Source organism: Aquimarina agarivorans (assembly GCF_000218485.1).
GTDB lineage: Bacteria > Bacteroidota > Bacteroidia > Flavobacteriales > Flavobacteriaceae > Aquimarina > Aquimarina agarivorans.
In genome coordinates this window covers 181,690-201,080 of the sequence record NZ_AFPB01000174.1, presented here as the reverse complement: position 1 = coordinate 201,080, position 19,391 = coordinate 181,690, and the positions used below count along the sequence as shown (strand labels likewise).

The following is a 19,391-nucleotide window of genomic DNA, read 5'->3' as shown; positions in this document are numbered from 1 at the left end:
CAACTTCTTTCATAAATAAAACAAAATATTAGTTGGCTGTATCTTTTTATTAACACATTCCTAATGTTAATTTATCATTTTGGAAAAACTGCATCAGTAACTTGGAATGTTAAATTATTAACCAACTAAAATTATGATTATTAAAAAAATTACATATTTACTAAGCGTACTACTTTTTACAGGTATTGCTTACGCACAATCCCCCGTATTTATTAATGAGATACAGGTAAATACTGCCGGCCCTGATTGGGAATTTATTGAATTGCAAGGGACGCCAAGTACTGATTTATCTAACTTTACCATTTTAGTTGTTGAAAGTGATAGCGATGGTCCAGCCGGAAATATTGACCGTGTAATTGATTTGAATGATCAAACCATTCCAAATAATGGCTTTTGGGTAGCTATGAGTCCTGCAGCTCAAGCCGAATACGGAATCAGTGGTAATTTTCAAATTCCGAACAATACTTTTGAAAACAGTTCCACTACTTTTTTACTTGTTACCTCATTTAAAGGCAATATAAATGATGATTTGGATGCTGATAATGACGGAGTGTTGGACAGTTTCCCTTGGGCTGAAATTGCGGATAGTGTTTCTATAATTGATGCCGACGGCAATGACTTTTCTTATAGTGATGTTGTATTAGGACCCAATGGTCGTTTTCTGCCTTCAGGTGTATTTAGAAACCCCGATGCGCCGGGTAGTTTTAGTACTACTTTTTTAACATTTAATACCGCTGATGGTACACCTGGTAAAAGCAATACTGGCGAGGACAATGACAATGAAAACCCTCCTACAGATGCTAGCCTGCAATTAATTCACAACATACAAGGAGCTGGAACAATTAGTCCTATGGTAGATGCTGTAGTAACTATTGAAGGAATTGTAGTTGGCGATTTTCAAGATGATAGTGTTTCGGGCTTTTATGTACAAGAGGAAGATAGCGATGCTGATGACAATGAAGCTACCTCCGAAGGTATTTTTGTGTTTGCCAGAAATGCTGTAGACGTAACCGTTGGTAACAAAGTGAAAGTAACTGGAAAAGTAGTAGAATTTTTTGAACTTACGGAACTCACTGAAGTTTCTACAATTGAAATTCTAAGTAATAATGAACCTTTGCCTACTATTACAACGGCAAGCCTACCTGTTACCAATGCAACTTTTTTTGAACGATTTGAAGGTATGTTGGTGCGTTTTAATCAACCGTTATTTGTTACCGATACTTTTCTTTTAGCAAGAGGAAATGAATTAAAACTATCCAGCGGTTCGGTACTATTACAACCCACACAAATTGCATTGCCAGGCGCTGAAGCTAATGCGCAACTTGAAGCAAATAAATTGAATCAAATAATTATTGACGATGCTAACCGAAGGAATAATTTAGCACCTGTTATTTTTCCTGCCCCTGAATTGACCTTTGAAAATGAAATAAGAGCCGGATATAAAACGACTTCTGTTACAGGAATTTTAACCTACAACGATTCTGGATTTGACGCCGGTGGAAATTCAACAGCCGCATATAGAGTGTATGTTACTGAAATTCCTAAATTTATTTCCGCTACCAATCCAAGAATGGACGCCCCTGCAAATGTGGGAGGATCCTTAAAAGTAGCAAGTTTTAATGTGTTAAATTATTTTAATGGTGATGGTTTAGGCGGAGGCTTCCCTACCGAAAGAGGCGCTGAAACTGCCGAATTATTTAACCGACAACGCGACAAAATTATTAATGCAATACTCGCTATGGATACCGACATTGTAGGTTTAGTTGAAATTGAAAATGATGGATATGGCATTAATAGCGCTATTCAAGATCTAGTTAATGGTTTAAATGAAGTAGTGGGTAGTGATCGCTACAGCTTTGTTGATCCTGGAGTACCTCAAATAGGAACTGATCAAATTACAAATGGATTAATTTACCAAAATACCAAAGTAGGTTTGCAAGGGAACGCTGCTATTTTAGATTCCAGCGTTGATCCAAATTTTAACGATGGCAGAAACAGGCCTTCATTAGCACAAACATTTATTGAATTTGCTACCGATGGCATCATTACCATTTCAGTAAATCATTTAAAATCTAAAGGTTCTAGTTGCAGTGCCCAAGGCGATCCAGATACTAGTGATGGCCAAGCCAATTGCAATTTAACCCGAATAGCTGCGGCTGAAGCTATTGCTAACTGGCTGGCTACCGATCCCACTTCTAGCGGAAGCGAAAACTTTGCCATTATTGGTGATTTAAATGCTTATGCTAAAGAGGATCCTATTGTAGCACTTGAAAATGCTGGCTATACAAATTTAGTAAGTAATGCCTTTGGTGATGAAAGACACGGTTATCAATTTGCAAGTCAGTTCGGAACTTTGGATTACGCCATGGCAAGCCCTGGGCTACTAACAAAAGTAACTGGCGCTGATTTTTGGAATATTAATGCGGACGAACCCGTTAGTTTTGATTATACAACCAGGTTTAAATCCCTAGAACAACAAATTTCCTTTTACAGTACTGCTCCATTCCGTTCATCAGATCATGACCCTGTAATTTTTGGGGTTGATTTAAGTGACGAACCTACATTGGCAATTAACGACAATCAATTGACGGCTAGGAACGAGATTACAGTTTTTCCTTCGCCTGTAAAAAATGAATTATTCATTGCTGCAAATGCATTTAAAGGAGCTACTGAGGTTAGCATATTTACCCTTTCGGGAAGAAGATTATTCTGGGAAGTAATTTCATTTGATAGCGCTGCAAATACTACTATTGATACCGCTTCGTTGCCTTCAGGAGTATATTTGCTTTCATTAAAAAATGCTTATAAAAACTACTATCAATTGATTACAAAATAACACTCAAAAATTACTTGAATTTTACCTCGCTATTCGTAAAAATAGCGAGGTTTTTTTGTTTTAAAGAAATATACTTGAATACTACCAACGTACTACATAACCCCAATGAAATAAAACACATTGGAATTCCCGAAGCGGTTTGTGGGCATGTGTGCGCCATATTTAATTCCGCTATTGAAGCAAAAAATGCGAGTACCCCAGGGATAGCTATAAAAACGAAAAAGATTATTTTTCCTGTTTTTGTACTCATCAAATGGCCAATACCTGCCAAAATAAAAAATAGGAATACTAAATAACAAACAGGTATTCCAATAAATTTAGGACAACTAAGTACTCCGCTAAAATCTTTAAATGACAAACTACCAGCTCCCCAAATAGCAAGGATTAAAACCATAGTTGTTAACCAGTAAAAAATAGTTTTTTTCATAAAAAAAGGATTACATTAAAAAAAGGATTCAGAACAAATTCCAAATCCTTTTTGCCATGCTTCAACTTACAATTACATTTTGTGCACTTTATTTATTTCAGGGTTTTCAATAGTTTTTGACGTTCCATCGGCATAATTAATTAATACTGAGTCCACTTCATTTACTGTTCCTAAACCAAAAGTAACTGTGGAGGTTTGATCACTTACCAGTCCCTCGCCAATTACATACGCATCGGACTGAATGCTTCCATCATTTTTCGTTATTATAACTTTAGCCCCTGCATTTTTTGCATTTTCAGCAAATCTGAAAGCTATAAAATTGGCATTACCACCTTCATTGATTTTTGCCTTCATTGGACTACCAATATTGGCAAAAACTAGATCGGGATACCCATCTTGGTTAAAATCACTTGATAATGGAGTGATTCCGTAATTCATATTAACTGCATTGGCTTGATCTTCTACTGCCGAAAAGGTACCATTAGGCCGCTGCACTAAAAAGCGCCCAGGTAGTTTGAATAATTTATGCGGTGGGAAGTCTACGTAATTTTCCGCCACCACTAAATCCTGACGTCCATCTAAATTAAAATCTTCAAAAATTGCTCCCCACGAAAATTCAAAATCAGCCACTTTTGTTTCTTTTGCAGTATCCGTAAATTTGAAATCACCTTCGTTTTTAAATAACATCCATTTACCTATAAATTCATCTTCTTTTTCCAAATCCCCTCTGGCTAAAAATGTAGGTACTGATGTTCCTGTATTGGAGAAAAAGAAATCTATATTGCCATCATTATTATAATCGCCTACGGCAATCCCCATTGGATAGGCATATTTCCCAGTAGTAGGGTTCGCTTTTTTAGTAAAACGTTTTCCTTCGTTATTTTTATACGTCCGTACCTCGCCTGTATCATGAGCAACTACCAAATCCAAATATGCATCGTTATCCACATCAACAAATACGCCCATAAAGGTGTTATGTACGTAAGTTAACCCATACTTTTCAGTAGCGTCACTAAATGTATTGTCGCCATTATTCATCATCAATAGACTTGACGAACCGTAGTTAAAATCTTTAAAAATGGTTTGTCCTTCCATTTTATCTAACTTAATGTAAGCATTAACAAAAATATCCGCAAAACCATCGCGATTGATATCCCCTATTGTCAATGAAGCTGCTACTGATTTTTCGTTAAGCGGCACTTCAATTTTTTGCACTTTAAAGCCTGCTCCCGTATTTTTATACCAAAGCACTCCGTAATCCCCATTGACCAATAAGTCCGTTTTTCCATCGGAATCCAAGTCAAAAGATACGGCACCAAAAGTGCTGGTATTTGTAGGTTTTTGGGGCAAGTTCACTTTTGCTGAAACATCAATAAAATTTCCGTTATCATATTTAAAAATAGCATCATCTTGCGTAACCCCTCCTGCTATAAATACCTCATCAACACCATCATTATCCAAATCAATCATTGCGGATCCCATAATTGGCAAAGATTTTTTAGCGTCAAATTTATTTTCAAAGTTAAACGCAGCATTTTTAAATTTTGGAATTTCGCCTTTGGGAACCGAATAATCACATTTGCTAAATTGTTTTCCGTGATCATTTGCCGGTACATTTTCCGCTATGCATTTACCACTAAATTTACCCCAAGTAGTTTGTGCATAAGGATCTTTTGCATCTGTTTTAAAAAAACCTAAAACAACTGCTATTATGGCTACTACAATAACTCCTAGCCCTATTAGTATTTTTTTCATTTTTAATAATTTATGTTAGTTATAATGTTGATTTTGTTCTTGTTTGGTGGAGTTGAAATAAAATAATTCCAAAAAACACAAAATGAGTAGCGTTCATCGCTATTGGAGCAATATAAACCCCAATGGGCTTTGCCCATGCTAATGAGGAAATAATAAGAATTAATAGTACAATAGGATTAAAAACAGCCAACCATTTTTTCATTCCGATCTTATTTTTAACTACCAATGTTGCATACACTACCGAAACCGATAAAATAAGCATGCGCAATGCCCAAACTGTTGATTGATAATGCTTTTCGTAAGAGGCTAAATAAAATTCAAAATCTGGTGTATTCATACTCCGTTGCAAGACTTCGGCTGCAAAATAACGTGAAGACACATACACACTTCCGTATGCAAATGAAAGCACTCCTAAAATAAATAATAGTGTGGCTAAAAATTCATTTGAACTTTTAAAAAAACGCAGTAAACCATAATAGCCTGCAAAGTAAAAAGGCGCGGCATACACAGCAAAAAAGTGTCCTTTACTGGCTCTAGCCAAGGGAACATCATATAACATGGATATTTCTCCTTTGGATCCTCCGGGCAAAAAATGTAATAAAAACTCGCCAATTCCTACAAATACAGCAGCTAAAAGTCCTATAATAAGTAGTGTTTTTGTGGAAATAGTAATCCTACTCATCAGTATATAAAATTGCTTAGTTTATTTTGCCACTCATTATTATGGTGACCATTATTAAGATTCATTGAATTTTTCATAAATAATATATTTGGTTAGGTTAATGACTCTTATAGTCTTCTTGTTTTCCAGTTTATTACAAAATATTTTAACATTTGTTTTATTCTTTGTTTTTTAGTTTTTTTGATTAATTATCACAGCACATCAGTAATTTTATCACAATACTTTCCACTTATACACAAGCCGGCACTCAAAAAACGAACATTTTAATGCCGCGCATAGATTACATAATCCCCATTGGGATAACGAAAAAAACAAACAAGTTTTTGGAAAATGTAATAACAAAAACTACCATGGGCATAACTACAACCTAGAGGTTAAAGTGATTGGATATTGTGATCCCGAAACAGATCACTTAATGGATGCCAAATTATTATCTGATTTAACAAAAGAATTAATTTTAGATCGATTTGATCATAAAAATTTGAATTTAGATACCAAAGAATTTAAACAACTTAATCCTAGCGCCGAAAATATAGCTAGAGTTATTTATGACTTACTGCGCCTAAAGCCTAAAGCAGCACTAGACCTTAAAACAACCTTGTACTAAACGGAAAGAAATTACGTAGAATACCCCTATTAATGTATTACTACACAATTTAAAAAAATTGTATTACCAAATCCATTTTAAAGCTATATCATTTTCAAATATTTGATTTTAAAAGCATTATACTTATATTTAATAGTATTTACTTAACAAAGTATTCAGTTAAAGCATACAAATTTGTAGGGATTAGCTATTCAATTCGACCTAGTAGATACAATTAGTATAGTGAACGCTAAGAAAGCGTAAAATGAAAAAATGGTTAAAAAAAATAACGCAAAAAATTAATGTTATCCTAAATCAAAGACTAACCCCTTACCAGTTAGCCTTAAGTTTAGTACTTTCATTAGTGATCTCACTTTTTCCAGTTATAGGCTTAACCACTTTGGTCGTTACTTTTGTAGCCGCCTATTTCAAATTGAACTTTCCCATCATGATTTCCCTTGCTTACCTGATGGAACCCGTTAAATTGTTTTTAATTGTTCCGTTTATCAAACTTGGTGCTAAAATTTTTAATGTAAAACACTCGTTACTAACTTTTAGCGCTATTAAAAATAGCTTTAGCCTGAGTGTTTCCGACACCTTACAAGAGTTAGCCTATGAACTTATTTGTGGTTTTATGGGGTGGGCTGTTACTGTAATTCCTATTGGTATAATGATGTATTTTATATTAAAAAAACTGTGCGTTAAGTTTCTGAATTCACAAAAAGCTGGCTTCTCCATTCATGAAATGCCATCATCGTAATCTTTAATTATATTAGTAGAACTAAAAACAGTTATCTCGCCGTTTATTTAATTAAATTTGTCAGATAATTTTTTTAGTTTATGTACAGAAGTCATACTTGCGGTAACTTAACTGCCGCTGATATCAATAAAACAGTTACACTATCTGGTTGGGTACAAAAAGCCAGAGACAAAGGGTTTATAATCTGGGTCGACTTAAGAGATCGATATGGAATTACACAACTTATTTTTGACACCGAACGCACTTCTACGGAAGTAATAGAACTAGCAAAAACATTAGGACGGGAATTTGTAATCCAAGTTACAGGTACAGTTATAGAGCGCGAATCTAAAAACCCCAATATTCCTACAGGAGACATTGAGGTATTGGCTACAGACTTAAAAATATTAAACGGCTCCAAACTTCCTCCGTTTACTATTGAAGATGAAACCGATGGTGGTGAGGATATCCGAATGAAATACCGTTATCTTGATATTCGTCGAAACCCAGTTAAAAATAGCTTGATTTTTAGAAGCAAGGTAGCTAACGAGGTGCGCAATTATTTAACAGAGCAAGAATTTATTGAGGTGGAAACTCCTTATTTAATTAAATCAACGCCCGAAGGTGCACGGGATTTTGTAGTTCCTTCGCGCATGAATGAAGGTCAGTTTTACGCCTTACCACAATCCCCACAAACTTTTAAGCAATTGCTTATGGTAGGGGGAATGGACAAATACTTTCAAATTGTAAAGTGTTTCCGTGACGAGGATTTGCGTGCTGACCGACAACCAGAATTTACACAAATTGACTGCGAAATGGCTTTTGTGGAGCAAGAGGATATTTTAAATGTATTTGAAGGTTTGACCAAACACCTTCTAAAAAAACTACACCATTTTGAAATTAAAAGTTTTCCGCGAATGACTTTTGATCATGCTATGAAAACCTACGGTAATGACAAGCCTGATATTCGTTTTGGGATGGAGTTTGGCGAATTAAACGCCATTGCTCAACATAAAGAATTTAAGGTATTTAACACTGCCGAACTTGTTGTAGGCATTGCTGTTCCTGGAGGAGCTAGCTACACCCGTAAAGAAATTGATAAATTAATAGACTGGGTTAAGCGTCCGCAAGTTGGTGCCTTGGGTATGGTGTATGTAAAATGCAATGAGGATGGCTCCTATAAATCATCGGTTGATAAGTTTTACGATCAAGAGGATTTAGCCAAATGGGCTGAGGCAACTGGTGCCAAGGCAGGCGATTTAATTTGTGTCCTTTCAGGGAATACCAATAAAGTACGCGCGCAATTAAGTGCTTTACGCATGGAGTTAGCGGAACGTTTAGGCTTACGTAAGCCTAATGAATTTGCACCTTTATGGGTTATTGATTTTCCATTATTGGAATTGGATGAAGAAACAGGACATTACCATGCCATGCACCATCCGTTTACCTCACCCAAATCTGGTCAGCTTGAATTATTAAATACTGATCCGGGTGCTGTAAAAGCCAATGCGTATGATTTAGTGTTGAATGGAAATGAAATTGGCGGAGGCTCCATTCGTATTCACGATAAAGAAACACAAGCTATAATGTTTAAACATTTAGGCTTTACGCCAGAAGAAGCCGAAGCGCAATTTGGCTTTTTAATGGATGCGTTTCAATACGGAGCGCCACCACACGGGGGCCTCGCTTTTGGTTTAGACCGACTGGTGGCTATTTTGGGTGGTCAGGAAACTATACGGGATTTTATTGCTTTTCCTAAAAATAACAGCGGACGTGATGTTATGATTGATGCTCCTGCTGCTTTGGATAACGAACAATTATCCGAACTGAGTATTGCTTTAAACATCCAAGAACAAGATTAATTTTTATTTAATACCATTTCCGAAATTAAATTGGAAGCGATTTAAGTAGCTGTTTAGTTTAGAAACTACAAGCGAAAAAAAACCTCTTAGACTTAACATAGCCTAAGAGGTTTTTTTGTGTTTTCTATTTACTACTTACTATAATCGCTCATTTGAATACAACTAAACGTAGGAAGAACTATAAAAACCACCAATAATCTTAAAAAACAACACATAGACTTTGTTTTATTTTTAAAAAAACAACACCTTAATTATTAATTTACAATTGAATTAATTTTATAATTAACTATAAATAAGTAAATTAGATGCATGGAGTCGCAAGTAATTTTTAAAAAAAATAACACCCTTGATTTTAAACTATATGAAAATATTAGTGAGAAAAATCTTATTTATAATAAAACTCAAATTGACAAAAAGATAAAAAAGATTGAAGCATCTCTCAAATCCTACAAAAACAAAAAAGATAAACTGATTCAACGGATTGAGTTGTCACTAATAGGACAAATAAAAATGGAATCTAAAAAGTCTTCGGTTCCCAATACAATTACCGAAGCTAATATTTTTAGTTTAATGCAAGATGTTACCAAAATTGATCGAATAATAAACAGAGATTTAATAGTACTCGATATATTATTACAAGAAAAGCAAAAAATAAAAAAGCAAATAAACGAACTCATCCCTTTTGGCAAAAGAATTAAAGCTAACGTTGCCACTTTTTTATACAAATGCATTAAAATTAAGTAGTAGCTTAATATAGCGCAACTAAATCGTTTTCGGTTTTAAATTTGCTGTTTAACATCAATGTTAGTATTACTTAATTGTTTTAAATGCAATACAAAAAAGCAATAGTGAAATCACTATTGCTTTTTATTTTTAATTGAATATTACCTTTGTCTACAAGCTTATTTTGCTTTTGTAGCTGCGTCTCCAAACCTACGTGGATATAACCCTGAGTTAATTTCTTTAGCCTTTTTTACCATTGGCGGGTAAGGAATATCCGTAGATGACACAAAACCTACATTGTAATTTTCGCCATCATGCGCCCTTCCTGTCAACGGAGAATCTAAATACTGAAACCAGTGACAACCAACCAAATAAGGATTATCAATTACTGAATAGGCATAGTCTTCCCACATTTCAGCTCTTTCGTTTTGATCTTTAGCGTGTATTAAACCAGAATGTAATAATCCTGAATCTGGTGCCCCCATATGATATTCACCAATTAAAGTTGGCATATCTACCTCTTCTAAAAATTCCCAATATTTTTTATTAATCCCTTCTTTATAATAATTGTAACTAAAAACGTCCACAAATTTTGCAGCAGACTTGCGTACCTCCGGCGTTACCCCCCAAACAGCAAAACGACAGCCTAAATACATGTGGTTAGGCATTTTCTTTTCCAAAGCGTCATGTACCACTTGAAAATATTTTGTTGCAAAGGCTTCCAGCAATACTGAGAAATCTGCAATCATTTTTTCGCCAAACTTTTTCCCTTTCTTGTAATCTACGCCTTTTTCCAGCGCTTCCCATGAGGCAATATCAGTTTCCCAAGCGGCATTTAAGTTTTCAATTTTTTGATGCTTTTTACGTAAAATCTTCATAAACTCCTGCTTTAGAAAGCTGTTTTTGTCTTTGGATAAACCATCCAATACTAATCCGTAATGCGTTCGGTAAGAGTTTGGCGAACCCCAACTACGCTCATTATCCACAAATACTCCAATACACCATGGATTATTTTTTACTTCTTTGGATACTACATCAATTGACTTTTTAGCCCTGCGCTCAAATTCCGGATCAAATGGATCAGGCATTGGACCCCAATAATCCACCCCAGAATATACTTTTTGAAAATCACCAATAATCCATCCATTGGCAAAATAAGGCAAGTTATTTCGATCATAAAATGCAGGATCTATCCAATTACCAAAAGAGGTGAATCCCCAATTACGAAATCTATTTTCAGTAACCTCCAACCATTTATCATTAAATGATTCTGGATACTCCTCGCCATAACGACGCTCTAAGTTTGCACGGTAAAAACTAAATGTCTCGCCATGTTCAACCGGCCCAAAATGAGACTCCCTACGGTAACTGTAATGGTTAGCCAGTGGATCATCGTATGATGGCAATCCTATAAACATATCGTTACGCAGCTTATTATCCACATAGGCTGTTTTTCTGATTTTGTTTGGTATAGCAACTATTCCTTTTGAATCTTCGGGAGTTACATCCTCAGGATCACGATTTTTAATACTATCATCCGTATAATCAATCCCAGTAAATGAGGTTGAGTTTGCCATACGCACATTAGCAATACCTATGGAAAAAAATATATTTCCTTCCGGATCAACCAATGCCCATTTACCGTTCACTTTTTCGGTGCGAAAAAAACCTGTTGCTTTTAATTTTGGACCATCTTTCCATCCGCCATATTTACTACGGTCAGGCATTAAGGTGTATTCCGCTAATGATTTTAACTCGGCATCAGCAATTTTTTTTAATTCCTCATCCGATGAAATTTTAATCGGAAAATCCATTTTTGCATTTTGACCGTATTTATCCACAATTCCCTTTAAAAAGTTTGGATCACGCTCTGGGTTTTCAACAATACGAATATTATCTATTAAAATGGTTTTGTCATTTAAACCTTGTTTTTTTATAAAACTGATTGACGCTAATTTTGAATAATCAGTTTCATACAACAATCCATTTATTTTCATTTGTATGGCATCAGTTTTCCATGCTTTTGGCGTATCTCTTAATCCACTATCCACATCTTCCTTTTGGACAGATATATCTAAATAGTAAGATTTAAATTCGTTGGGATGAATACTCGCTATTTTTTGCATCGCATTTCCTGCTTTGTTTTTGACTACAACAGAAATAAATGTGGACCTATCTCCAACACTTTTAGCATCAAAAACAACACTGTATTTTTTAGCAGCATCCAATGTCACTTTAGGAATTACTTCAATTCCTGTAATTTTTTCGTCCTTTTTAAAGTCTACCTGTAATGCTTTACCGGCCTCTATTGGAACAACACTATAATTAGCATCTATTTTTTTTATGTTGTTTGTAATCGAATCTACTTCAAAATCATGTAGCATGAATTCCGAATTTGAATCCCATACCTTTGCCACAAGTGGTTTAGATTTTGGGGCTTCTTTTTTTTCGCTACAAAAAGTAAACAAATTAGCAGCTATTAATGCCACCGAACAGCTCAGTAAGCTGCTATTTTTCCTTAAATAAAATGCTTTCATAATTTTTTAAAAAATTTAGACAAATGTAACAGCTTTAATAACCTTTTATTTATACCATTTTCTCCAATAGACAGTCTATTTAAAATTGGAATAAATAGTAAACATGTACTAAAACGTAATAGCTAATTTAACAGGAATTAAAAGATTTCAATCATTTATTTTCTTAATTATTTTACAAATAATAAAATTAAACGCTTAAAAATTCATGTTTTATCAGCACAAGAAAGCCTATTTAAAAATCAAATGGGCTTTCATACTTTAGTTTTTTTGTAATTCCAAAAAAATCAATTCATTCTTAAAAAATACAATGGAAAATCCTTTGTTTTTAATTGTTTGAATACCTTAAAGCCAAAACGTTCATACATCAGCAAGTTTTCATTAGTAGTAGTTTCAATAATAACAGGCAATTCATTGTCCGAATAATAGGCAATCAATTGTTTAATTAATCGCACTCCAATCCCAAAACCACGCACTTCATTTTTAGCCCCCATAATTACAGGATGTATATAAGGCTCCTTAATATGGTGCTTTTTTAGAACAGCTTGTCGCTTTAACACTTTATAAACTCCTCCTAAACCAATACATTTAAATGCCAATTTAATTTGCCAAAGAATATGAGCCGCTGTAATTTTTTGAGTATGCGGATATTTCAATAAAATACAAGCATTTTTATTATCTGATAATAATACCTCGCCAAAAGCCATACAATCATCAAATAAATATTCCATTAATATACGAATGCGTTGACTTCGCTTATAATCCTGTTTCACAATAAAATTAATTGAATTAGGCTCATGAATTGGCTCAAAAGCGGAATGAAGTATATCAACTATATATTTTTTATCTGAATATGTGGCTTTAATCATTAGTTAAAACTATCTCTTTTTTAATAAATCAATGATACAGCTTTTCGCAAAAAAAAGCTACACAAAAAACTTCATCTTTATTTTATTTCTAAATGTATGTTAAAACAATGTGACCTTTATTTTATTTTTCTCCACACACGATCTCACCAATTAATTGAGGATTATATAACCATTATTACTCACCTTGGAGTTGCTATTTTAAAAAAAAAGTGATTTATATCACAAAAAAATGAGTAAATAAACGCTTATTTGATTGAAATAACCCTAAAAATAGCGTTGCAAACAGCGCGAACAATATTCGTAACTCTGTTAAATTTTGTTAATAATTAAAAAAAATGAAAAAAAATTAGTGCAGACTTGACTGATAAAATTACTGCTATTTTTATCGATTAAGTGCAACTAATGATTTAAAATTATTGTCAATTTAACATTAGTAAAACAAAAGTCAATTTTTATAAATAAATTTTAATGCACCACATCTTGTACACTAAAACTTTAAGCCAAATGAAACCTATTGATTAATTATTAATAAATGCTTATTTAGTTATATTTAATTACTGAATAATTGTTATTTAATTAAAATTGAGCACCATAAATAAAAAACAACTACCTCCAGCTTTGCTATTATCCTTTGCCATAAAAAGAAGATTAATTTGCGAACAAAACATATAACTTCTGCTTTAAAATGGGTTAAAAAAAGACGTTAAACAATAGCTTTTTTCATTCCTTAAAGTTTTAGTTTTTATTCCTCCTACATCACTGCTTTGTTTTTTTCACAAAATACTACAAAAAAACAAAAAAAACCTGTTATAAGTCTATCAAAAAAAAGTAGGGTTTATTAAATCTGAAACGTAGTAGTAATGTACATGCATGCACATCAAAACTACTTTATCAGTCGTTTATATCATTGATTTATAAATACTTTGGAATGCTTATTCTTTGAATAATCATTTGATATGCTTTAAAATTATTCAGGATCTACATGTGCTATAAATCTTACAAACTCTGATAATATTTTATTAACTTTTAATTTATTACAATGAAATTATTAAAATTTATAACGCTAGGAGTTTTTACAGCTTCTTTACTAATATCTTGCCAAAAAGAACCAATTGATGATCTTGAAACCAGCGATGCATTTTCAGAAACATTCCCTAAAGGAAATAATGCTTCAATAGCCAGCGAAGACTTACTTAAACTTAAGGATCTAGACTTTGATACTGAACAAGAGATTATTAAAACTGAAGACGGCTATGTTGTTGAAGGGGATATGCTAATTCCTTTTGAACATTTAGAACCAGAAACCTTAGGGCCTGAGGAAGAAGGTATTGAGAAGCAACACAGGCATATTCAAATTGTAAGATGCAGTAGAGCCAGAAATATACGAGTTAAAAACAATTTGAGAGGCGTAGACCAACCAGTTAGAAATGCTATTGCCGATTGGAATAGAGTTAACGGAAGCTTTTTAAAGTTTACTCTTGTTAAAAGTGGCAGAGCTGACATCACTATAAGTTTTAAACGTAACGATTCAGGTGTTGCAACTCATCCTAGAAACGGAAGACCTGGCCCTACCATAAAAATTGATCCTGGCAAGTGGCGAAATTTTATAAAACGTATAAGAAGCAACGCACCATTTGGTAGAGCTTTTAGATATGTTATTCGTCATGAACTTGGGCACTGTATTGGATTTAGACATTCTAACAGAAGCAGCGAACGTGGTAGAGTACGAATTCCAGGAGTTCCTTCTCAAGATGTTTCTTCAATTATGAATCAAGCTTTTAGCCAAAGTCATGTCTTAAATTTGAGTACAATGAATTTGAGCAACAACGATAAAAAAGCCTTACGCAAACTATATGGCGGTAGTGCTCGAAGTAATATTTGTTTTTAATTTACACTAAGCAAATAGTAAAAAATGGTATTATCAGAGAAATAAAATCTTTGATAATATCATTTTTAAATGGATTATTTTTTACTTGTACCTAAAAAAATTTTAAGTCATACTATTCCGAAAAAGCATTTCATAAACTAATGGAAATAATTAATCAAAAAAATGGAGACCATTTGATTTACATCGCCTATTTTTATATGCTAATTTAAGCAATCTTTATCCTGTTTTACAATATTTTTTCTTTAGTACATATCTAAAAATTCTTTTTTATTTAAAATTCAAGCTAGATTCAACCAATAAACGCAACTAAGAATTTAAGTATAGCAAAATATTTTAAAAACATAGAGGTTATGTTTATTTAATTAAGATATGTGCCTAAGCAAACTAAATGAATTAGGTGAGCCCTTAGAGCGATTGAATTATGGGGTAGATTTTAAAATATTTAAGTTACTAGAAGAGTAATGTTCATCAAAATTGAATTGGCCCAAAAGCAGGATGTAAAATTTTTATCAGAATTCGCAGCTTGAATTACCAGTAAAACTATCTAACTTAATAATAAAAAAAAATTATATCTATATAATTATTCTAGCAATTTAACACAACCATTTCCTCACTACTGACGAAGATCAAATTTTTCACTTAATTAACGATTCTTACATGCTATTAAGCTTAAAAAATGACTCAATCAAAACTTATAAGCTGTTTTTTTTAACTTAATTTCAAAAAATAGTAGAAAAAAAACCTAAAATAACTAGTGCAAAAACCACATTATTTATCGATATGCTGCTTTTTTTAAAATTTACTTCTAGATTAAAAAACAAACTAAGCTATAAACTACTTTTGTCGCTTATAAACTAATGCTATATCCTAGGATTAATCTTTTAAAAAAAAATTGTTTCACTAATATCATCGTATTCTACAGACCAACCTTGCTTTGCTCCTTTATTAAATAAATAGTGTAATTCGGTTACTAACCTATTTCTTGAATTGGATTTAAATGTTGAGGCTTCAATTTGAGTTAACAAACGCTGATTTACTAACTCGCTTATTTTATTATAATCCTGCGGTTTAAAAGGATTTAAAAAATCCTGTTGCACATCATAATATTTTAATTTTGGCGAAAACTGAATTTCAGGTTCAGGAATTTTAGTAATTCTTATAATACGATCCGCTTCATTGACCGAAAATTCAATTTGTTTTAAGTCATAGGAAATCGTTGCCTTAGCATTTACAAGCACTACAGCCTTTTTTTCGGCAGTAAGCCAACTTAAATACAATTTTTTAGCATCGCTATATGTAATTACATCCGAAAAAAAACCCTCGGTAACTACCAGTTTGCTTACATTTTTAATTTGCCGCTCAATGAGTTGATTGCCCGATATGCCAGTTTCCTTGTTTGAAAAATGAAAAAAACCAACTACAGCAATTGCCCCAATAAAAATACCTGCTAAAATTTGCTTCATAATAACCGTGTCTTTCACAGCCTTGTAAAGCTAAACAAAAATTAGTTATTGCTTAAGCACTGGAGGATATTTTGCTAAAATCGAAGAAACGATTTCGTAAATACGTTCTTCTTTTTCCTCTGGCCCTTGTTGCACTATAGGCGCACTACCGATCCCTTGCCAAATTAATTCTTTTTTATTGGCATCAATAAGGTCAATAAAAAGCGTCCCCTCAATAACATCATAGGTGTTTGCAAAATTATTGCCCCACCAAAAAGGACTCCAACCAAATCCGAAACCAAAATTATTAGGATATAAATAGGTGTTTTTTTCTGCTTCCGTACTAATATTAACTAAAATATCAGGAGTATCCGATTTTTTTAGCCCTCTAGATTGCATAACTGCATCAATAGATCTCAAAATACGGCGTTTATCTAAATCACTAATTTCAACTTTATCAACACCTGGTTTAAAATAGGCAAAGGTTTTGTATTGCGTAAAAGTGGCCTTGGTATCATAATCCGTAACTACCCTAACCGTTGAACATGATGTTATGAGCAATCCACAAATAATGCTTAAAATAATTCCTGCTTTCATAATAGTCTCTTTTATAATTAATGATCAAAAATCATACCGATACCCATAATAAGCACCCAAATATTTCTTAATAGCCTTAGCTTTTTACATTAAAAGCAATTATTTATCAACAATTTATTTCAATATTTACTAAAGATTATCCTTTAGATTTATCAAATCCATATGGACAATGCCTACAACCGCTTTTACAACAATAACCACGCTTTAGGTGGTATTGTTCCGTAAAACAACGGTATCCTTCTGGGGTTACATAAAAATCTCCCTCCCCTGGCTGCAATACTTTTTTAAACTCCGACATTAATAAAATCCATTTTTGTATTTGCACAAAAATACTATCTTGCAACCGTATGCGTGTACTGGTTAGTAAAATACTTTTAGGTAAACATTTTGGAGGAATGACGCTTTGGCCTTTTATCATTTTAAAAGATGAAGCCCTTAAAAATGACACCACATTAATGAACCATGAAGAAATTCATTTGGTACAGCAACTGGAACTTTTAATTATTCCGTTTTACCTTTGGTATGGTGCTGAATTTTTAATTAAGTGGGCTATACACAAGGATCGTTACATTGCTTACCGCAATATTTCTTTTGAACGCGAGGCTTACGATCAAGAATCAAATTTATTTTATTTAAATCACCGATCGCGCTGGAATTTTTTAAGTTACCTTTAAATTTATCGTATGACTACTGCGGTAAAAAATGAGCAACTACACCACCCTTTACTTACCAAGCATCAAATTGAGCTTTTTATTAAAAGAGAAGATTTACTACACCCTCACATTTCCGGAAACAAATACCGCAAATTAAAATACAATATTGCCGAAGCCAAAGCACAAAAAAAGCAAACCTTACTCACATTTGGCGGCGCTTTCAGCAATCATATAGCCGCTACCGCTGCTGCGGGAAAGAATTACAATTTTGATACTATTGGTATTATTCGGGGAGAAGAGTTAGCCACAAACATCCAAAAAACACTTTTAGAAAACAATACCCTAGCCTTTGCAGCGTCACAAGGAATGCAACTGCATTTTATTTCCCGAAGCGACTATAAACTGAAAAATGAAAGCACTTTTACTAACGCGCTACATGAGCAGTTTGGCGATTTTTATCTGATTCCTGAAGGAGGTACAAATGAATTGGCCATTAAAGGTTGCTCCGAGATTTTAACCCCAAATGACAGTGCATTTGATATTATTTGCTGCGCTGTAGGTACTGGTGGTACAATTACTGGACTTATAAATAGCACCTCATCAGACCAAAAAATTATTGGATTTCCTGCACTTAAGGAAAATTACCTGCATCAGGAAATACAAAAAAACACTACAAATACTAATTGGGAACTTAACAAAACCTACCATTTTGGTGGCTATGCAAAAACTAGCCCCCTGCTTGTTGAGTTTATCAATAATTTTTATAAAAAGCAGCATATTCAATTAGATCCCATTTACACAGGTAAACTTTTGTACGGTATTTTTGACATGATAAGGCAAGGAAAATTTCGAAAAAAAACCCGTATTTTAGCCATCCATACTGGCGGTCTTCAGGGTATAGCTGGTATCAATACCAAGCTTAAAAAAAAGGGGCAAAAGATTATTACTACCAATTATGAATTTTAAAATTTTCATCTCGTTACTATTAGGAATATCCGTACTATTTTCTTGTAAAAGCAAAAAAATAGTTTATTCCCCTAAAAAGAAAACAAACACCACCTATAAAACAACACCTAAAAAGCCTACAAATACTCCTAAGACGGTCAAAAAGCAACCTGCGAGTACAAAAAAATCAGCACCTAAATTTGGTACCTATTCCGATAAAGTAACAAATTATGTGAATTTGTATTCCGAAATTGCCATGAAACAGATGTTAGAATATAAAATTCCTGCTAGCATTACCTTAGCACAAGGGATATTGGAATCTGGCGCAGGAACGGGAGATTTAACACGTAGAGCCAATAATCATTTTGGCATAAAATGTCACGATTGGAAAGGTGCCAAAGTTTATCATGATGATGATCGCGCTCAGGAATGTTTTAGAAAATACAGTACCGCTGATTTTTCTTTTCAGGATCACTCCTTGTTTTTAACTAATCGTAAACGCTATTTAGGATTATTTAAACTAGCCAATGATGACTACAAAGGTTGGGCTAAAGGATTACAAAAAGCGGGCTACGCTACCGATCCCAAATACCCAGCAAAACTTATTGGATTAATTGAAAGGTACAAACTTTACAATTACGATGCTAAGGTATTGGGTAAGTCCGAAAAAGACGCTAAAAAAGTGTTAGGTAAATCCGATCAGTATACTGTAAAAAAAGGAGATACTTTGTACAGCATTGCCCGAAAACATAAAATTTCGGTGGCAGAATTAAAAGAATATAACGGTATTGAAGACAATACCATTCACCAAGGACAAACCTTGTATGTAAAACCCCTTCCAAAGGATTTTTAA

The 19,391-nt window shown here is 33.5% G+C and carries 16 protein-coding genes and 1 pseudogene; 9 read left to right on the top strand and 8 right to left on the bottom strand.

What is annotated here, in order from left to right:
- Positions 1–133 precede the first annotated feature (133 nt).
- Positions 134–2,836 (top strand): ExeM/NucH family extracellular endonuclease, encoded by a 2,703-nt coding sequence (locus GMC_RS0116010; protein ID WP_010523103.1) that lies wholly within the window; start codon positions 134–136, stop codon positions 2,834–2,836.
- Between the two features lie 10 nt (positions 2,837–2,846).
- Here the strand turns inward: GMC_RS0116010 and GMC_RS0116005 are convergent, their stop codons facing one another.
- From GMC_RS0116005 to GMC_RS0115995, 3 genes are all read right to left on the bottom strand, one after another.
- Complete coding sequence (locus tag GMC_RS0116005; RefSeq protein WP_010523102.1) at positions 2,847–3,263, bottom strand: hypothetical protein; 417 nt, start codon at positions 3,261–3,263, stop codon at positions 2,847–2,849.
- Positions 3,264–3,335: 72 nt separating this feature from the next.
- Entirely contained in the window at positions 3,336–5,018 is a 1,683-nt protein-coding gene (locus tag GMC_RS0116000) for a CRTAC1 family protein (RefSeq protein ID WP_010523101.1), read from the bottom strand.
- 19 nt (positions 5,019–5,037) lie between these two features.
- Positions 5,038–5,700 (bottom strand): DUF6796 family protein, encoded by a 663-nt coding sequence (locus GMC_RS0115995; protein WP_010523100.1) that lies wholly within the window; start codon positions 5,698–5,700, stop codon positions 5,038–5,040.
- A gap of 259 nt (positions 5,701–5,959) precedes the next feature.
- On the opposite strand from GMC_RS0115995, the pseudogene GMC_RS20155 reads away from it, so the two are divergent.
- From GMC_RS20155 to GMC_RS0115975, 4 genes and pseudogenes are all read left to right on the top strand, one after another.
- A pseudogene (locus GMC_RS20155) lies at positions 5,960–6,307 on the top strand (6-pyruvoyl trahydropterin synthase family protein); the annotation flags it as partial.
- Between the two features lie 244 nt (positions 6,308–6,551).
- On the top strand, positions 6,552–7,046 hold the full coding sequence (locus tag GMC_RS0115985) for a DUF2062 domain-containing protein (protein WP_010523098.1): 495 nt from the start codon (positions 6,552–6,554) through the stop codon (positions 7,044–7,046).
- 80 nt (positions 7,047–7,126) lie between these two features.
- On the top strand, positions 7,127–8,887 hold the full coding sequence (gene aspS / locus GMC_RS0115980; RefSeq protein WP_010523097.1) for an aspartate--tRNA ligase: 1,761 nt from the start codon (positions 7,127–7,129) through the stop codon (positions 8,885–8,887).
- A 309-nt stretch (positions 8,888–9,196) separates the two neighbouring features.
- Positions 9,197–9,631, top strand: a complete 435-nt coding sequence (locus GMC_RS0115975) for a hypothetical protein (protein WP_010523096.1) — start codon at positions 9,197–9,199, stop codon at positions 9,629–9,631.
- Positions 9,632–9,789: 158 nt separating this feature from the next.
- On the opposite strand, the gene GMC_RS0115970 is transcribed toward GMC_RS0115975, so the two are convergent.
- Positions 9,790–12,147 (bottom strand): hypothetical protein, encoded by a 2,358-nt coding sequence (locus tag GMC_RS0115970; RefSeq protein WP_010523095.1) that lies wholly within the window; start codon positions 12,145–12,147, stop codon positions 9,790–9,792.
- Between the two features lie 284 nt (positions 12,148–12,431).
- The gene (locus GMC_RS0115965; RefSeq protein WP_010523094.1) at positions 12,432–13,013 is read right to left on the bottom strand and encodes a GNAT family N-acetyltransferase; all 582 of its coding nucleotides are present in this window, start codon (positions 13,011–13,013) and stop codon (positions 12,432–12,434) included.
- A gap of 1,039 nt (positions 13,014–14,052) precedes the next feature.
- Here GMC_RS0115965 and GMC_RS0115960 point away from each other — a divergent pair.
- Positions 14,053–14,901, top strand: coding sequence for a M57 family metalloprotease (locus GMC_RS0115960; protein WP_010523093.1), 849 nt, complete (start codon positions 14,053–14,055; stop codon positions 14,899–14,901).
- An 881-nt stretch (positions 14,902–15,782) separates the two neighbouring features.
- Here GMC_RS0115960 and GMC_RS0115955 read toward each other — a convergent pair.
- The 3 genes from GMC_RS0115955 to GMC_RS21740 form a co-directional block, all read right to left on the bottom strand.
- Entirely contained in the window at positions 15,783–16,364 is a 582-nt protein-coding gene (locus tag GMC_RS0115955; RefSeq protein ID WP_010523092.1) for a DUF4230 domain-containing protein, read from the bottom strand.
- Between the two features lie 45 nt (positions 16,365–16,409).
- Positions 16,410–16,940, bottom strand: a complete 531-nt coding sequence (locus GMC_RS0115950; RefSeq protein ID WP_010523091.1) for a DUF4136 domain-containing protein — start codon at positions 16,938–16,940, stop codon at positions 16,410–16,412.
- A 136-nt stretch (positions 16,941–17,076) separates the two neighbouring features.
- Positions 17,077–17,238, bottom strand: coding sequence for a C1orf53 family protein (locus GMC_RS21740; protein ID WP_010523090.1), 162 nt, complete (start codon positions 17,236–17,238; stop codon positions 17,077–17,079).
- 49 nt (positions 17,239–17,287) lie between these two features.
- Between GMC_RS21740 and GMC_RS0115940 the strand changes: the two genes are divergently transcribed.
- The 3 genes from GMC_RS0115940 to GMC_RS0115930 are packed head-to-tail and all read left to right on the top strand — an operon-like array spanning position 17,288 to position 19,391.
- Positions 17,288–17,614 carry a hypothetical protein gene (locus tag GMC_RS0115940; RefSeq protein ID WP_010523089.1) on the top strand — a complete coding sequence of 109 codons (327 nt, stop codon included), beginning with the start codon at positions 17,288–17,290 and terminating at the stop codon, positions 17,612–17,614.
- A 9-nt stretch (positions 17,615–17,623) separates the two neighbouring features.
- Positions 17,624–18,559: a 1-aminocyclopropane-1-carboxylate deaminase/D-cysteine desulfhydrase gene (locus GMC_RS0115935; RefSeq protein WP_010523088.1), complete on the top strand. Its 936-nt coding sequence runs from the start codon at positions 17,624–17,626 to the stop codon at positions 18,557–18,559.
- Positions 18,549–19,391 carry a glucosaminidase domain-containing protein gene (locus tag GMC_RS0115930; RefSeq protein ID WP_010523087.1) on the top strand — a complete coding sequence of 281 codons (843 nt, stop codon included), beginning with the start codon at positions 18,549–18,551 and terminating at the stop codon, positions 19,389–19,391. The genes GMC_RS0115935 and GMC_RS0115930 overlap by 11 nt, the downstream gene beginning before the upstream one ends.

Bases quoted from the DNA above. Each gene is read 5' to 3' on its own strand.
- GMC_RS0115975 (WP_010523096.1), top strand. From the start codon at position 9,197: ATGGAGTCGCAAGTAATTTTTAAAAAAAATAACACCCTTGATTTTAAA.
- GMC_RS0116005 (WP_010523102.1), bottom strand. From the start codon at position 3,263: ATGAAAAAAACTATTTTTTACTGGTTAACAACTATGGTTTTAATCCTT.
- GMC_RS21740 (WP_010523090.1), bottom strand. From the start codon at position 17,238: ATGTCGGAGTTTAAAAAAGTATTGCAGCCAGGGGAGGGAGATTTTTAT.
- aspS (WP_010523097.1), top strand. From the start codon at position 7,127: ATGTACAGAAGTCATACTTGCGGTAACTTAACTGCCGCTGATATCAAT.
- GMC_RS0115995 (WP_010523100.1), bottom strand. From the start codon at position 5,700: ATGAGTAGGATTACTATTTCCACAAAAACACTACTTATTATAGGACTT.
- GMC_RS0115960 (WP_010523093.1), top strand. From the start codon at position 14,053: ATGAAATTATTAAAATTTATAACGCTAGGAGTTTTTACAGCTTCTTTA.
- GMC_RS0115985 (WP_010523098.1), top strand. From the start codon at position 6,552: ATGAAAAAATGGTTAAAAAAAATAACGCAAAAAATTAATGTTATCCTA.
- GMC_RS0116010 (WP_010523103.1), top strand. From the start codon at position 134: ATGATTATTAAAAAAATTACATATTTACTAAGCGTACTACTTTTTACA.
- GMC_RS0115970 (WP_010523095.1), bottom strand. From the start codon at position 12,147: ATGAAAGCATTTTATTTAAGGAAAAATAGCAGCTTACTGAGCTGTTCG.
- GMC_RS0115955 (WP_010523092.1), bottom strand. From the start codon at position 16,364: ATGAAGCAAATTTTAGCAGGTATTTTTATTGGGGCAATTGCTGTAGTT.
- GMC_RS0115935 (WP_010523088.1), top strand. From the start codon at position 17,624: ATGACTACTGCGGTAAAAAATGAGCAACTACACCACCCTTTACTTACC.
- GMC_RS0115930 (WP_010523087.1), top strand. From the start codon at position 18,549: ATGAATTTTAAAATTTTCATCTCGTTACTATTAGGAATATCCGTACTA.
- GMC_RS0115950 (WP_010523091.1), bottom strand. From the start codon at position 16,940: ATGAAAGCAGGAATTATTTTAAGCATTATTTGTGGATTGCTCATAACA.
- GMC_RS0115965 (WP_010523094.1), bottom strand. From the start codon at position 13,013: ATGATTAAAGCCACATATTCAGATAAAAAATATATAGTTGATATACTT.
- GMC_RS0115940 (WP_010523089.1), top strand. From the start codon at position 17,288: ATGCGTGTACTGGTTAGTAAAATACTTTTAGGTAAACATTTTGGAGGA.
- GMC_RS0116000 (WP_010523101.1), bottom strand. From the start codon at position 5,018: ATGAAAAAAATACTAATAGGGCTAGGAGTTATTGTAGTAGCCATAATA.